At 51.8% G+C, this 15,625-nt stretch carries 15 protein-coding genes; all 15 read left to right on the top strand.

Features of this window, described 5'->3' with window-relative positions:
- The first annotated feature begins 123 nt into the window (after positions 1-123).
- The 15 genes from BD749_RS00495 (at position 124) to BD749_RS00425 (ending at position 15,587) form a co-directional block, all read left to right on the top strand.
- Positions 124-1,461 carry an MBL fold metallo-hydrolase gene (locus BD749_RS00495; protein ID WP_101442429.1) on the top strand — a complete coding sequence of 446 codons (1,338 nt, stop codon included), beginning with the start codon at positions 124-126 and terminating at the stop codon, positions 1,459-1,461.
- 205 nt (positions 1,462-1,666) lie between these two features.
- Positions 1,667-2,314: a Crp/Fnr family transcriptional regulator gene (locus tag BD749_RS00490; protein ID WP_101442428.1), complete on the top strand. Its 648-nt coding sequence runs from the start codon at positions 1,667-1,669 to the stop codon at positions 2,312-2,314.
- 328 nt (positions 2,315-2,642) lie between these two features.
- Positions 2,643-3,506 carry a sulfite exporter TauE/SafE family protein gene (locus BD749_RS00485; protein WP_101442427.1) on the top strand — a complete coding sequence of 288 codons (864 nt, stop codon included), beginning with the start codon at positions 2,643-2,645 and terminating at the stop codon, positions 3,504-3,506.
- 122 nt (positions 3,507-3,628) lie between these two features.
- A complete protein-coding gene (locus BD749_RS00480) occupies positions 3,629-5,041 on the top strand; it encodes an MBL fold metallo-hydrolase (RefSeq protein ID WP_101442426.1) in 1,413 nt (470 codons plus the stop codon).
- A 161-nt stretch (positions 5,042-5,202) separates the two neighbouring features.
- A complete protein-coding gene (locus tag BD749_RS00475) occupies positions 5,203-5,532 on the top strand; it encodes a rhodanese-like domain-containing protein (protein WP_101442425.1) in 330 nt (109 codons plus the stop codon).
- A 92-nt stretch (positions 5,533-5,624) separates the two neighbouring features.
- Positions 5,625-6,182, top strand: coding sequence for a YeeE/YedE family protein (locus tag BD749_RS00470; RefSeq protein ID WP_143741202.1), 558 nt, complete (start codon positions 5,625-5,627; stop codon positions 6,180-6,182).
- Between the two features lie 117 nt (positions 6,183-6,299).
- Complete coding sequence (locus tag BD749_RS00465) at positions 6,300-6,713, top strand: DUF6691 family protein (protein WP_101442423.1); 414 nt, start codon at positions 6,300-6,302, stop codon at positions 6,711-6,713.
- A 40-nt stretch (positions 6,714-6,753) separates the two neighbouring features.
- Entirely contained in the window at positions 6,754-8,016 is a 1,263-nt protein-coding gene (locus tag BD749_RS00460) for an MFS transporter (protein ID WP_101442422.1), read from the top strand.
- Between the two features lie 55 nt (positions 8,017-8,071).
- A complete protein-coding gene (locus tag BD749_RS00455) occupies positions 8,072-8,434 on the top strand; it encodes a hypothetical protein (protein ID WP_101442421.1) in 363 nt (120 codons plus the stop codon).
- A gap of 150 nt (positions 8,435-8,584) precedes the next feature.
- Positions 8,585-9,457 carry a DoxX family membrane protein gene (locus BD749_RS00450; RefSeq protein ID WP_101442420.1) on the top strand — a complete coding sequence of 291 codons (873 nt, stop codon included), beginning with the start codon at positions 8,585-8,587 and terminating at the stop codon, positions 9,455-9,457.
- A gap of 60 nt (positions 9,458-9,517) precedes the next feature.
- A complete protein-coding gene (locus BD749_RS00445; RefSeq protein ID WP_245868568.1) occupies positions 9,518-10,147 on the top strand; it encodes a TlpA disulfide reductase family protein in 630 nt (209 codons plus the stop codon).
- 108 nt (positions 10,148-10,255) lie between these two features.
- Complete coding sequence (locus tag BD749_RS00440) at positions 10,256-11,200, top strand: sterol desaturase family protein (RefSeq protein ID WP_101442419.1); 945 nt, start codon at positions 10,256-10,258, stop codon at positions 11,198-11,200.
- 635 nt (positions 11,201-11,835) lie between these two features.
- On the top strand, positions 11,836-12,564 hold the full coding sequence (locus BD749_RS00435) for a VIT1/CCC1 transporter family protein (protein ID WP_101442418.1): 729 nt from the start codon (positions 11,836-11,838) through the stop codon (positions 12,562-12,564).
- A 104-nt stretch (positions 12,565-12,668) separates the two neighbouring features.
- Positions 12,669-14,318: a bifunctional metallophosphatase/5'-nucleotidase gene (locus BD749_RS00430; protein ID WP_101442417.1), complete on the top strand. Its 1,650-nt coding sequence runs from the start codon at positions 12,669-12,671 to the stop codon at positions 14,316-14,318.
- A gap of 216 nt (positions 14,319-14,534) precedes the next feature.
- Complete coding sequence (locus BD749_RS00425; RefSeq protein WP_101442416.1) at positions 14,535-15,587, top strand: c-type cytochrome; 1,053 nt, start codon at positions 14,535-14,537, stop codon at positions 15,585-15,587.
- The last annotated feature ends 38 nt before the right edge of the window (positions 15,588-15,625 follow it).

Below are 15,625 nucleotides of genomic sequence, written 5' to 3'. Positions count from 1 at the left end.
CCCGTGATTAACGCTATGTGACTTACGTCACTGTGTGCGGCAACTGCATTCTATACCTTTGTATTGAAATCGGTAAGTGCTGAGAGACTTACAGATGAATTTAAAAAGTAAACCCCAAAACCAATGAAAATAGAACAGTTCGAAGACAAAGGCTTAGCACATTATGCCTATGCCATCCTGAGTGAAAAAACAGGTGAAGTCGTGCTGGTTGACCCGGCCCGTAACCCGCAGCCTTACTACGACTTTGCTGAAAAAAACAAAGCCAGGATTGTAGGCGTGATCGAAACGCACCCGCATGCCGACTTTGTAAGCTCCCACCTCGAAATTTACGAAAAAACAGGTGCTACTATTTATGCGCACAGCCTGGTAGGTGCCGACTATCCGCACCAGACCTTCGACGAAGGCGCTGTACTGGCAATTGGAGACGTGAAACTGAAGTCCATTCATACACCGGGTCACTCACCAGATGGCATCAGCATTGTGCTGGAGCACGAAGGCAAAGACAAAGCCGTGTTCACCGGCGACACGCTCTTCATCGGTGATGTGGGTCGCCCGGACCTGCGCGAGAGCGCCGGTAACATTACGGCCAAACGCGAAGAACTGGCCCGCCAGATGTACCACAGCACCCGCGAAAAGCTGATGAAGCTGGATGACGATGTGTTGGTGTATCCTGCCCACGGAGCTGGTACACTTTGCGGCAAGGGCTTGAGCGAAGCCAATAGCAGCACCATCGGCGCTGAAAAAATGACCAACTATGCGCTACAGGAAATGAGCGAAGACGCTTTTGTGAAAGTACTCACCGAAGACCAGCCTTTTATACCGAAGTACTTTGGCTACGATGTGGGCCTAAACAAGAAAGGAGCCCCTTCCCTGCAGCCGAGTCTGGATGGCGTGAAAAAGCTGGAGAAGAACTACAAGCCCGGCAAAGGCGCTTTGATTGTGGACGGGCGCAGCGAAAAGGTCTTCAAAAAAGGACACCTTGAGGGCGCAATCAACATCCAGAACGGCGGCAAGTTCGAAACATGGCTGGGTAGCATTGTGGGTCCGAATGAGCGCTACTACCTGATTGCTGAAACAGAAGCAGAGCTGAATGACCTGATCCAGAAAGCCTCTAAAATTGGTTATGAACTGCTGATCGAAGGCGCTTTTGTGCAGACCGAAGCTGGTGAAGAGGAGTCTCCTGTGATCGATGTGGCTGCATTCAGAGAAAATCAGGACCAGTACACGATCGTGGACATTCGCAACGCTTCGGAAGTGAAAGGCGGCAAGTTCTTCGACAAGGCCATTAATATTCCGCTCCCAGAACTCCGTGAGCGTGCCAACGAAATTCCGGCCGACAAACCCGTGGTGGTGCACTGTGCCGGTGGTTACCGCTCGGCGGCAGGCAGCAGCATTGTAGAGGCCGCTTTGCCAGACACCCAGGTGCTGGATTTGAGCGAGGCCGTAAACGACTTCAAATAAGCGATCTATAAAATTTATAATTACCAGTGCGGGTACCCTTGGTGCCTGCACTGGTTTTTTGCTTATTTGCGTAAACATAAACACAACCTCACCCCTCTTTAGGAGAGGGCTCTTTCCCTTTTGGGAAATATCTCCTGCGTAAGCCCAATGCTTGTAGAGTCGGGACGTACCAAAACTATCTACTGTTAGACAACCTTCATAAAACATGGAAATATCCCAGAAAGAAGCCATCCTGAAAAGATTCCCGCAGTTTGAGCAAACCCTTCTCGATGAGATACTGGCACACAGTACCATCCGGCAAGTGGAAGAAGGCGAAGAGGTTATGCGCACCGGACAGTACATTCGCTCCACTGTTTTGCTTCTCAGTGGTTTGCTCAAGGTATACCGCGAGGACGACGAAGGCAACGAGTTTCTGATGTACTACCTGGAACCGGGCAATGCCTGCGCTCTTTCGATGATGTGCACCGCCCGAAACGAGCAAAGCCAGATCATGGCCAAAGCCGTGACCGAAGCCGAGGTGATCCTGATTCCCTCCCACCTGTCGGAGCAATGGCTGGCCCGGTACAAAAGCTGGCATAATTTCGTGATCGCTTCCTACCGCCAACGCTTCGAAGAGCTGCTGCAAACCCTCGACAGCATTGCCTTCAAGGGGTTAGACGAGCGCTTATTATTCTACCTGAAGCGCCACGTAAAAGTAAGCGGCAAAGAAGTCCGCCTCTCCCACCAGCAAATTGCCCTCGAACTTAACAGTTCCCGTGAAGTGATCTCCCGCCTGCTCAAAAAACTGGAACAAACCGGCGCCATCACCCTGCACCGCAACTACATCGAAGTGCGTGATCTGGATTTAGTTTAGGAGTTTAAGATTTAGGGGTTTAGGGGTTGGAGACAATCAGGATTCAATGCCGTCAACTTATGTACTTTTATGTCATTTCGACCTGCGGGAGAAATCTGAATATTGTCACGCTATTGAGATAAACCAGATCTCTCCATTCTGGAAAGATGAGAGTTTGGGTTATTATTCCTTAAGTTGACAGCATAGGTTCGCGACCTGTCCCTACAATCTTACCTCCTCAACTCTCAAACTCCTAAACTCAAAAATACCCCTCTGTGATACTAGTCACTGAAGACCGTTGACGGCTGCTATACCTTTGTACCAGATTACAAAACAAACGACAAACTCAATGGAAATACTTGGTTACATTGCGGCCCTGCTCATCGGACTCTCTCTCGGTTTAATCGGTGGTGGCGGCTCTATTCTCACGGTGCCGGTACTGGTATACCTGATCGGTCTGAGCCCCGTTATCTCAACGGCTTATTCCCTTTTTATTGTGGGACTTACCAGCTTGGTGGGCTCTTACAAATTCTACAAAAACGGTCTTGTCAGCATGAAAACAGCCGTTGTGTTTGGTATACCTTCTATCGTAGCCGTATACCTGACACGACGCTACCTGGTGCCCGCCATACCGGAAGAGATCTTTTCGGTAGGTGATTTCATAGTGACCAAAGGCATCATGCTGATGCTGCTGTTTGCCGGCCTGATGGTGTTTGCCTCCATCAGCATGATCAAGAAAAAGAAAGCGCCAGTTACAGCTCCAACCGAACCCGTAGACATGGTGGACGAGAACATCGACACCGAAATTGATGTGGAGGGAAACGGCACTGCCCACCCGAAACCGAAATTCAATTACGGCGGCATTCTGGCTGAGGGCTTGGTGGTGGGCACACTCACCGGTCTGGTAGGTGCAGGGGGCGGCTTCCTGATCATTCCGGCGCTCGTGCTCTTCAGTAAGCTCGATATGAAAATGGCCGTCGGTACTTCCCTCCTGATCATTGCAGCCAAGTCCCTTTTTGGTTTCATCGGCGATATTTTCAACTACGAAATCGACTGGATGTTCTTAGGCATTTTCTCGGCTATTTCCATTGCAGGGATTTTCATCGGCACCTTTCTTTCCGCTAAGATTCATGCCGATAAACTCAAAACCGCGTTTGGCTGGTTCGTCCTGGTGATGGGGGTGTATATCATCGGGAAAGAGCTTTTCTTCTAAAAAAACGGCCAGCGTGACCTAAGTCACTGTATCGCGCAAATAATATGCTGATATTTGTAGTGTCATTAAATAAGAAGGTGACACCAGAAAACGAAAAATAAAGAACTCAAAACCCTATACCCATGAAAGTAGAACAGATCTATACCGGTTGCCTGGCACAGGGCGCTTATTACATCGAGAGCAATGGCGAAGTGGCCATTGTAGACCCACTGCGTGAGATCAAGCCATACCTGGAGAAAGCCGAAAAAGATAACGCCACCATCAAGTATGTGCTGGAAACACACTTCCACGCCGACTTCGTTTCGGGCCACGTGGATCTGGCAAAAGCCAGCGGCGCTCAAATCGTTTTTGGTCCGAATGCGCAGCCCGCTTTTGATGCGCACATTGCTACTGACGGCGAAGAACTGAAACTGGGTAACGTGACGATCAAGGTGCTGCACACACCGGGTCATACCATGGAGTCCACCACGTATTTGCTCATCGACGAGAACGGAAAAGAGACGGCCATCTTCTCAGGCGACACACTGTTCATTGGCGACGTAGGCCGTCCGGACCTGGCAGTAAAATCTGACCTGACTGAGGAGCAGCTCGCCCAGCACCTTTACGACTCGCTGCGCAACAAGATCATGACCTTACCCGATGACGTAGTGGTATACCCTGCCCACGGTGCGGGCTCGGCTTGCGGCAAAAACATGAGCAAAGAAACAACCGACCTGCTTGGCAACCAGAAAAAAACAAACTACGCCCTGCGTGCCGATATGACGAAAGATGAGTTTGTGAAAGAAGTGACGGAAGGCTTGCTCCCTCCTCCGGGCTATTTCCCGATGAATGTGAAGATGAACAAAGAAGGTTACGCGAACATCGAAGAAGTGCTGACGCAAGGCCAGCAGGCGCTGACACCAGAGGCTTTTGAGGCTGCTGTGAACGAAACGGGTGCGCTGGTGCTCGACACCCGCAAGCCGGAGACCTTCGCAGCCGGATTTATCCCGAACTCCATCAACATCGGCATCGACGGTAACTTCGCCCCCTGGGTAGGTGCCCTGATTCCGGATGTGCAGCAGCCGATCCTATTCGTCGCTGAAGAAGGTCGTGAAGAAGAAGTAGTGACACGTCTGGCCCGCGTTGGTTACGACAACACACTGGGTTACCTTCAGGGCAGTTTCGCTGCCTGGAAAGCCGCTGGCAAAGAAGTAGATACCATCAAGTCGATCTCGGCCGCTGAGTTTGCCGCCGATTATGCCCGGAACAACGCCATTAAAGTGGTGGACGTACGCAAGCCGGGTGAGTACCAGGCCGAGCACGTAGAAACTGCCCAACACGCCCCGCTTGATTATTTGAACGACCACCTGGCTGAGCTGCCAAAAGAAGAGGACATGTACCTGCATTGCGCCGGTGGCTATCGTTCTATGATCGCCGCCTCTATCCTGAAGGCAAGGGGCTTCGACAATGTGATCAACGTGGAGGGTGGTTTCAAGGCGATTGCCGAAACAGCTATACCTAGAACGGCTTACATTTGCCCTTCTTCCCTGAAATAATTGTTGTTTAGCACGGAGTGATCAGGGCCAGTTGAACGCTGGCCCTGATTAATTTAAAGCCTAGCTATACTGCGTGACCAAAGTCACTGAACCTGTTTTGCTATACCTGTACCTTTGTATAGTAAATTGAAACAAGACCTAACATTAAACGCATAAAAGCCATGTTCAATATCTTTAAATCCGCTCCGAAGAACTACGAAAATCTGGACGGAAAAACGTTTAAAGCAAAGTTCCAAACTGCTCCCAAAGCTGAGCTGCTGGACGTAAGAACTGCCGGTGAATTTGCTTCCGGCACTATCAAAGGCGCTAAGAACCTGGACGTAACGACAGGTCAGTTCCAAAACGCACTGGGTTCGCTGGATAAGGACAAAGAGTACTTTGTGTTTTGCCGAAGCGGCAACCGCAGCGGATCTGCCTGTGACCTGATGAGCGCACAAGGATTCAAATGCTACAACCTGGCGGGCGGCATTGGTGCCTGGCCAAACAATTAAGTAAAAACCTGGGGCAGAATCGGAAGGGGCACGCGACCTCGCCTCTTCCCTGCCTATCTCTCTTTATCACCAAATATTAAATTACTTCTCATATGTTAGAGCTTATTAGCCAACCATGGCCATGGTATACCTCAGGTATCGTGATCGCATTTGTCATGGTGTTGCTGTTGTTTTTCGGCAAGTCGTTCGGTTTTTCGGCTAACCTGCGCACCATCTGCTCGGCCTGCGGAGCCGGCAAAACGGTTAAGTTCTTTGATTTCGACTGGCGCGCCCAAACCTGGAACCTGCTGTTTCTGGTAGGCGCCATTATCGGCGGATTTATCTCGGCAGAGTTTCTCTCATCGGGCGAGCCCGTGCAGATATCGCAGGCCACAATTCAGGACCTGCAGCAGCTGGGCATCTCTGCTCCGGATGGCATGCAGCCAACAGAGATTTTCAGCCTGAGCGCTGCCTTTACACTTAAAGGATTCCTGATCCTGTTGCTGGGTGGGTTTGCGATCGGATTCGGAGCACGTTATGCAGGCGGTTGTACATCGGGTCACGCTATCAGTGGCATCTCGAACCTGCAGCTACCTTCCCTGATCGCTGTTATCGGCTTCTTCATCGGCGGCCTGATCACAACGTTCGTGCTGCTACCATTAATCTTTTGACAGTAAACAGTTAGCAGTGAATAGTAAACTATCAGCGGTTAGAGATTGAAAATTAACCTGTATTTGCCAAGCCATTCAATTTCTAATTACTAATTTTTAATTACTAATTAAAACCACGTGAAAAGTATAAAATTTATAATAGCCGGCATTCTATTCGGCATCGTGATGAGCAAGTCGGAGGCGATTTCGTGGTACCGTATCCAGGAGATGTTCCGCTTCCAGGACTTCCACATGTATGGCATCATCGGCACGGCTGTTGTGCTAGGTACCATTGCCACTTTCGTGATCAAGAAGTTTAAGCTGCGCGATATACAGGGCAACCCGATCGTGTTCACACCGAAAGAAAAATCGGTGCCGCGCTACCTGTTGGGTGGTACCATATTCGGTTTGGGCTGGGCACTCACAGGTGCTTGTCCGGGCCCGATGTTCGTGAACGTGGGCTTTAGCTATTGGGCGATCTTTATCGCCATCGCCGGTGCCCTGGCTGGTACTTATGTGTACGGCGCCATCAAAGACCGACTACCCCATTAAAAGAAAAATTGGCTAAAAGTGGAGTGTTTGCTGTAAGACCATGTCGACAACCGAAACAAAACTAGGCTTAAGAGAAAATGCCGCACAGTTCTGGCTGCTGGTGCTGATCAATGGCTTTGTCGGGGCCATGGTCGGCCTGGAGCGCTCTGTGATCCCGGAGTTTGCCGAAACGGTATTCGGCATCAGCGGGCACACGGCGCTTCTGTCGTTTATCGTGGCTTTTGGTCTGGCCAAGTCCATTGCCAACATGCTGATGGGCCGCCTGACCGTCAGATTTACCCGCAAGCAACTGCTGCTCATCGGCTGGCTATTTGCCTTGCCGGTGCCCTGGCTCCTGCTCTACGCGACCAACTGGTGGTGGGTCATTTTCGCGAATCTGCTGCTGGGTATAAACCAGGGACTTGCCTGGTCTGCCACGGTGGTGATGAAGATCGATCTGGTGGGTGAGCGAAATCGCGGACTGGCGATGGGTATAAACGAATTTGCCGGCTATTTGGCCGTTGGCCTGGTCGCGTTCCTTGCAGGGTATATCGCTTCTGCCACGGGCCAGGTGACTTACGCCTTTATACCTGGCATTGCTTTCTCGATCATCGGTTTTCTGCTTACCTGGTTCTTCGTGCGCGACACGCAGGCGCATGTGAAGACCGAGGCTGCACAGACCACTATACCTATGTTGCGCCACGTCTGGAAAGACACCACCTGGCGGCATGGTAACCTGGGTTCGGTTACGCTGAGCGGCTTTGTGAACAACATGAACGATGGTATACTCTGGGGATTATTGCCGGTGCTGCTGATGAGCAAGGGCTATACCTTGCAGCAGGTCGGTTTGCTGATGGGTATTTACCCGGCGGTGTGGGGTATCGGGCAGCTGGTAACGGGCAAGCTTGGCGATGTGCTCTGCAAAAAGCAACTCCTCAGCCTGGGCATGATGCTGCAGGGTATTGCCATCGGTGCGCTCTTCTTCAGTCAGGCCTATGGGGTGGTGGTTGCGGCCCTGGTTGTATTAGGTGTCGGTACCGCCTTGGTTTACCCTAACTTTCTGTCAGTGGTGGCCGAGAACACGCACCCGCAGCAGCGTCCGCAGAGCCTGGGCATCTTCCGTTTCTGGCGCGACTTCGGCTATGTAGCCGGGGCGGTGGCAGCCGGTGTGTTCAGCGACCTCTTTGGTGTGGAATTTGTATTGCTGGGCACAGCCCTGTTGACTGTCGGTGCAGGGGTACTTTCTGAAATACGCATGTGCTGCACCAAAAAGCTGCTGTGGCACAGCTCCAAATGCGGCACAAACTTGGCCGCCCAAACATAAAACGGTAAACTTACGTGTGTACCGGCTGGCTATACCTACCGGATCACTCCATAAAATGAAACACACGCTGCTACTTCTTTTAAGCACCCTGTTGCTCCTCTTCACCGTGGCACAGCCGCAAAGGCCAGTGAAGGGGATTGCCTGTGTCCTTAAAAGTGAGCTGAAAGCAACGGATACTTATAAAAAAATAAAGCGCCCCTGCGCCAAGAAATGTCTGAAACATCAGACGCATTCTGAGCAGAATAAAGCTGCTAACGTGACCATCGACTGCGGTCAGCAACTCTACGCCGTGGTCAATGCTTTACAGGCAGACGCGACCTTTATCTTTGGCGCTAAGCAACAGCATTTCCTGACCGTTCAACGCAAACACCTCTCCCCTAACCTGGGCACTGACCCCGACCCTCCGAGATTTTCTTAAAAACCTGAAGTCTTATGGGAGCACAGCCTCTGAACCTGATCATGGCGCAGGATGCTACACCTGCTCAGCTGTTGAGCCCAAATCATCATCTTAATGCTGTCAGGTATGGCTATACCTGCGGTCCCCATTTTTAAGATAAACATCTCTGTTATGGAAAATAATCTTTTGCAAAAAATATCATTCCTGGTGCTGCGCATCCTGGGTAGCCTCATCTTTATCACGGCTGGTTTTAACCACCTGCTGCACACTGCCGGCGCAACGGCGCGCCTCGAGCAAGCACCTTTTGCCCAGTTCTCCACGTGGATAGCGCCTCCTGAGACACTGATCATTTTGTCAGGTGTGGGCCTGCTGGTCGGCGGCTTTCTGTTACTAGTCGGTTTCAGAACCAGAGTAGCTGCTGTCCTGCTGCTGTTCATCCTGATTCCGATCACGCTAACCGTGCAGGTAGGCGCCGAGGGTAATGGTCCCCTTTTTAAGAACATCGCCCTGATCGGCATGTTGTTGTTCTTCATCGTGAACGGCGCCATGTACTACGGCCTGGACCAGGCCTTTTCGCGCAAGGAGCAACTAAAGAGTCGCCTTATGGCTGCCCCGGCACTCGGATTACTCCTCCTGCTGGGAGCTTGTAGCACAAGTACTTCTGCCGCACAAGCTGCTTCTGCCACAACCTCAGCGAAGCCTGTTGCCGGCAAAATGTACGCCGTGCTGATCAGCCAGCCTAATCATCTGAAGGCTGCTGTGAACACCGCCGAAACCATCACAAAAGATAGCCACTACCAACGCACTCAATTTGTGATCATGGCCTGCGGTAAATCCGTGGAAGCTTTTGTGAAAGGCAGTGAGATGGCACAGGAGTTTGAAAAGGGAAAAGCCGCCGGTGTCACCTACCGGGTTTGCGGCATGTCGCTCAAGCAGTTTAACATCGATGCCAGCTCGCTGGTTGACGGCGTGGAAGTGATCCCAAACGGGCTGACCTACATGTTTGACCTGCAGGAACAAGGTTATACCACCGTGGAATTGTAGGAGCAGTCAATATCAAATCGAACTAAAATAACGTCATCCGACTTATCAAATAAACCTATCATGGACAAGAAGAAATTTTCATTTAAAGACATACCTGGCTGGGCCATCATGCTCACCGTTTTCGGCATTCTATACCTGACTGGTCTGCATACAGAAGCCATTGGCCAGGTGCAGCGCATTCTGCTGGCAACCGGCATCAAAAATGCTGATGTGCCCGCTATTGACGAGGTGGCCACTGGCGCGGAGACTCCCTCCTATACCGCTGCCGGTGCGCCCATGGCAGGGGCCGGTTTCAAAATGGTAGATCTGAACGGAAAAACAGTGAATTTCGAAAGCCTGAAAGGCAAAGTGGTTTTCCTCAACATCTGGGCAACCTGGTGCCCGCCCTGCATTGCCGAAATGCCAAACATCCATAGCCTATACAAGAAAATGGACCCCAACAAGGTGGCTTTTGTAATGCTGTCGGTGGACGAAGGGGGCATGGCTAAAGTGAAAAAATTCATCGACAAGAAAGGCTATACATTCCCGGTCTACATGCCGGCCGGCCAGTTTCCCCAGGAGTTTTACAGCACAGCTATACCTACCACTTTCATCATATCGCCGGACGGTAAGATCGTATCCAAGCAGGAAGGCATGGCGGAGTACGACACCAAAGAAGTTCGCGAGTTCCTGCTGGGGCTGGCGAAATAAAGGATCGGAATAAGCTGGTGAACCATTGGGTTGCCAGCTTATTTTTTATGCTTAATTTGTGACACCAGCCGAAACAATCAAACTCGACCTGCTGTTGGGAAAACAAGTATGGAAAAATACTGGAACATCTTCACGAGCTCTTTTTCGGACTACGGCCACTACCTGTGGCGGGAAATGCTGCACCCAGGCTGGGGCAACTACTTCTACTGGTTGCTGGGGCTGTCGCTGTTCTTCTGGTTGCTGGAGATCGTGGTGCCGTGGCGCAAAGGGCAGCCTGTCTTCCGGCAGGATTTCTGGCTCGACGGCTTTTACATGTTCTTTAACTTTTTCCTGTTTTCGCTGGTCGGTTTCAATGCTCTTTCCAACATCGGCGTAGAGGCCTTCAATGATTTTCTAGGTCTGTTCGGCATCCATAATCTGGTGGCCTTTGAAATTCAGTCGTGGCCGGTATGGGCGCAGCTGCTTACGCTCTTTGTGCTGCGCGATTTCATCCAATGGAACGTACACCGCCTCCTCCACCACTCCGATTTTCTATGGCGCTTCCACAAGGTGCATCACTCAGTGCAGCAAATGGGTTTTGCAGCGCATCTGCGCTTCCATTGGGGCGAAACCGTGGTATACCGCACCCTCGAGTACATTCCGCTGGCCATGATCGGCTTTGGCATCCAGGACTTCTTTTTGGTGCATATTTTCGCCACTGCCATCGGGCACTTCAACCACTCTAACCTGCACATCCCGCTGGGCCCGTTGCGCTACTTGTTCAACAACCCGCAAATGCACATCTGGCACCACGCCAAACACCTCCCTCACAGGTATGGCGCCAATTATGGAATCAGTCTGAGTGTATGGGATTATCTTTTCGGCACCGCTTATATGCCGAAGGACGGGCGTGATATCGAACTTGGCTTTGAAGAAGTGGAGGCTTATCCGAAGTCGTTTCTGGAGCAGCAGGTGTTTCCTTTCCGCGAGCGTGAGGTTGTATCTTTGCGGGAGGTATCGTCTTTTGAAGTGAAGCTGTCTGTGCCTGCTGAGGAGGTTGATCAACTGAGGTAGGGTTTTGCCTGCCGGCTGGGGTACTATTAGGTATGCCGGGAGCGTCCTCACTTGTGATGGCTGTACCTATACCTGGCGTATCTACTGCATTTCTGTATCTTAACTTGTTTTGTTTTATAGCTTCGCCTGTGCGGCGGGCACCTTCTTTTTGTCTTGACACAAATCGAGGGCCCCTACCCCCAAAGTAGGCAAAAAAGTCAAGATTCCCCAAATCGAGGGGCCCTACCCCCACTCGCTGAACTCTCAAACAGTGGGTAATCATTTAAGTGCACCTGGTTAGTGCTAACTGTTTCATTGCTTGCGGGGCAAGGATGACTTTCGATGCGTGCTATTGGGCCGTGCGACAACGCTTATATCTGTTGAATGGTAATTACAGCAAAGTCCCTTGGAGATAGGACACCTCTAAAGAAAAGAACAGGGATGTATTGGATTAGATATTGTTCAGAAAGTCTTTCAATACAGCGCTTGACAGCTCTCCAAACCTACATCATAATGCCAGCCATCCACGAGTATCCATCAATCTAGAATCCGGGATCAGACGATCACGCAATCATACCGCAGTCTGCCTCTAAAAAAGATGCAATCATTCCCGTTTTTTCTTAACTTTCTAACTTCCCAACTTACTAACTCAAAAGATGTTACACCACGAAATACAGTCGGAAGATAAGATCCTCTTTTTTAAGAAAGAGTACATATCGGAGTTCGTATACGGTGGCATCGACGGGGCCATCACCACGTTTGCCGTGGTGGCCGGGGCCGAAGGAGCTAGCCTGGGGATTACCGTCGTGATCATCCTGGGCCTTGCTAACCTTATTGCCGATGGTTTTTCGATGTCGGTGGGCAACTACTTCTCCACCAAGGCTTCCCGCGATAATTTTGACCGCCACAAGGCACGTGAATATTGGGAAGTGGAGCACCTGGGCGAAGCCGAGAAAGCGGAGATCCGGGAAGTGTACGAAGCGAAAGGTTTCAGGGGCGAGCTGCTGAACCAGGTGGTAGAGGTGATCACCTCAGACAAGGATGTGTGGGTAGACACTATGATGAAAGAGGAACTGGAGATGACCAAGGACGGCAAAACGCCCATCAAAACCGCCTCTGTTACGTTCCTGAGCTTTCTTGCGGTGGGCTCCATTCCCCTGCTGGCCTACATCTTCGCGGGCCTCGATTCAGGTATCGCCAACTCCGAACTGTTCCTTTACTCCAGCATCCTCACTGGCATTGCCCTCACCATTGTGGGTGCGCTTAAAAGTATTGTAACGGAGCGCAACATCATGGCAGGTATAGCCGAAACGCTTCTGCTGGGTGGTTTGGCGGCCTCCCTTGCCTATTTTGTAGGCGATGTGCTGGAGCAGGTTTTCATGTAAATCCCATGCCTGTGACTAAAGTCACTGTCTGGCAGTTGGTGTAAGTTGATCTTTGTTTAACAGCCTGAAAAGCAGGCGGACACCTAAACAAATAAAACCGCACCATGAAACGAACCCTCCATCCTTTTCTCTCTGTCTTTCCACTCCTTGCCTTCACGTTTCTCAGCTCCTGCCAAAGCAGTCAGCAGGATAGCTCGCAGACTAAGGAAGCGGGACTCGAGACCATCACCATTCTACAGACCGCTGACATACACGGCCAACTGCTCCCGCACCAGGAAATGTTCTTTGAGAACGGTGAGTTCGTGTTCAAGGAGCTCGGCGGAGTCGCCAACATCCAGACCATTTTCAAGCAGGTGAAAGCCGAAAACCCGGGCGGCACCGTGATCGTGGATGGCGGTGACCTGATACAGGGCAGTGCGGTGGCAGCCCTGTCCGAAGGCGCCGTGTTTGGCCCCGTGATCAAGGCCATGGACTACGATTTCCTCATCCCAGGTAACTGGGAAGTGATCTTCGGCAGCCAGAAAATGCGCGATGTGCTGGCCTCTTACGGCAAGCCGGTGGTTTGTGCCAACATCTACGACGAGGCCAATTCGGATATGCTCTACCCACCCTATATCGTGAAAGAACTGAAAGGCGTGAAGCTGGGCTTTATTTCCTACAACGACCCGGAGGTGCCCGTGCGCCAGAACCCTGCTTTCAGCAAAGGCCTGATCTTCAAACAGCTCGAAGACAACGTGGAGCCGCTGATAAAAGAACTGAAAGAAGAGCAAGGCGTGGATATCCTGTTTCTGGTAACGCACCTCGGCATTTCGAAACAGCTATACCTGGCGGACCAGCCCCAGATCAGAGGCGTTGACTTCATCCTGGGCAACGACACCCACGAGCGCATTCGAAAACCCTTGCAGGGCAAGTATGCGCAGGTGGTGGAGCCGGGTGCTTTCGCTTCGTTTGTTGGTCGCCTCGACCTGGATGTGAAAGATGGCAAGATTGTGGGCCAGCGCTACGAACTGATAGACGTGGACCCGGCTGTATACCCTGCCGACCCTGAGGTGCAGAAAATCGTGGATGAGCAGATGGCGCCTTACAGGCAGAAAATGGAGCGCGTGCTCGGCTACACCTCTACCCCACTCTACCGCTACCTGGTAGTCGAGAACCCGATGGACAACATGATCACCGACGCCGTACGCTGGAAAACGGGCGTGGACATTGCCATCTCCAACGGCTTCCGCTTTAGCACCCCCATTGTGCCGGACGAAACAGGCAAGGCGCCGATCACTTACAGCGATGTTTGGAACATGCTGCCTGTGAACGAGAACGTGAAGATCGGTAAGGCCACCGGCAAACAGATACAGGACTGGATGGAACAGGAACTGCACAACGTGTTCGCTGAGAAACCGCTGGAGCGTTTCGGTGGCTGGGTCATCCGCTTCTCCGGTATGGAAATGAACTTTAATGCCAACGCACCAAAAGGCCAGCGTGTGCAGTCCATTACGGTTGGCGGTAAACCGATCGACCCGAACAGGCTCTATACCATGGGTGCCTGTCTGCGCCGCGGGGAGCCGGACCACATGCTTTGTCGCATGCCGCATGCCGTGGAGACCCAGGTGCTCGACTATACCATCCACGATGTGATCGAAGAATACCTGAAAGAGAAAGGCACGGTAGCACCTAAAACCGACGGCCGGGCCAAGGCGCTTGACTTACCGGCGCCCGTTCTGACACAACTGCCCAACATAGACTATAAATTCAGATAAACGACCAAGAGCAGGGGGCCAGGCTCCTTGCTCTTTTTTATTTTCAGTCATTCACGTCTCGTCGGCTGGTGCTTTTTTCACCGCCGAAAACAGGCGGTTGACTCCCCACTTTCGGTATACCTGCCCAACTTACGCTACCAGGTGACAAATGTCACATACTACTGAATTTAAAAGCCCTTAACTTGATTCCATCTCACCTTAAACTTTTGTGCTTTTATGAATCTGAATCAGGAGAACGAAGTGATCAGCTTTCTGCTGAGAATGTCCAATGTGGTGGCGCTAAGTGCTGTCGCCGTGCTCTTTTTGCTGGGCCTTGTCATGTTTCTGGAAATAACTGGCGCTAAAATCAGTTTGCCGGTGCTCACCGAAGTCAACTTACCCTCATCCGCGCCGGTCAGCCCTGCACCAGAGAGTGAAGAGGCCATGTGGCAGGCACCCCAGCTGGCCTCGCTGCCAGCTACTCCCGAAGGGGATCAGATCCGGTATGGCCGCGAACTGGTGGCGCACACAGCCCAATACCTGGGCCCCGAGGGAAGTGTGCTGCAGATTGCCAATGGCATGAACTGCCAAAACTGCCACCTTGATGCGGGCACCAAGCCTTTTGGCAACAATTATGCACTGGTAGCTGCCACCTACCCCAAATTCCGGGCCCGCTCCGGCACCGAAGAAGATCAGGTAAAGCGGGTTTCCGATTGCTTTGAACGCAGCCTCAACGGCACCGCTCCTGAACCAGGCTCCAACGAGATGCAAGCCATGGTTGCCTACATCAACTGGGTGGGACAAAATGTGGCTGCCGGCGAATCGCCAAAAGGTGCAGGACTGGTCGAGATTGCCTACCTCGACCGGGCCGCCAGTCCGGTGCAGGGAAAGGCCCTGTATGTGCAGAAGTGCCAGGTATGCCACGGCGACCAGGGCCAGGGCCTGAAGCCCGAGGGCAGTTCCGAGTATGTTTACCCACCGCTTTGGGGCGCCGACAGCTACAACGATGGTGCCGGGCTATACCGGGTGTCTACTTTCGCCCGCTACGTAAAAGCCAACATGCCGCTGGGCGCCACCTACGGCAACCCGATGCTCACCGACGAGGAAGCCTGGGACCTGGCAGCTTTCGTAAACTCCATGCCACGCCCGAAAAAAGACATCAGCCAGGATTGGCCGGATATTTCCAAAAAGCCGATGGATCACCCTTTTGGTCCCTATACCGACCAATTTAGCGAGGAGCAACACAAGTACGGGCCATTCAAACCAATACTGGCGGCCAGCAAAAAGTAATCGTGTATACCTAACGAAAGGCCTGTTCCGCTGGAGCA

This window comes from Pontibacter ramchanderi, assembly GCF_002846395.1.
Lineage (GTDB): Bacteria > Bacteroidota > Bacteroidia > Cytophagales > Hymenobacteraceae > Pontibacter > Pontibacter ramchanderi.
Note: the sequence above shows the minus strand (reverse complement) of the source record. Positions and strands in the feature narration are given on the sequence as shown.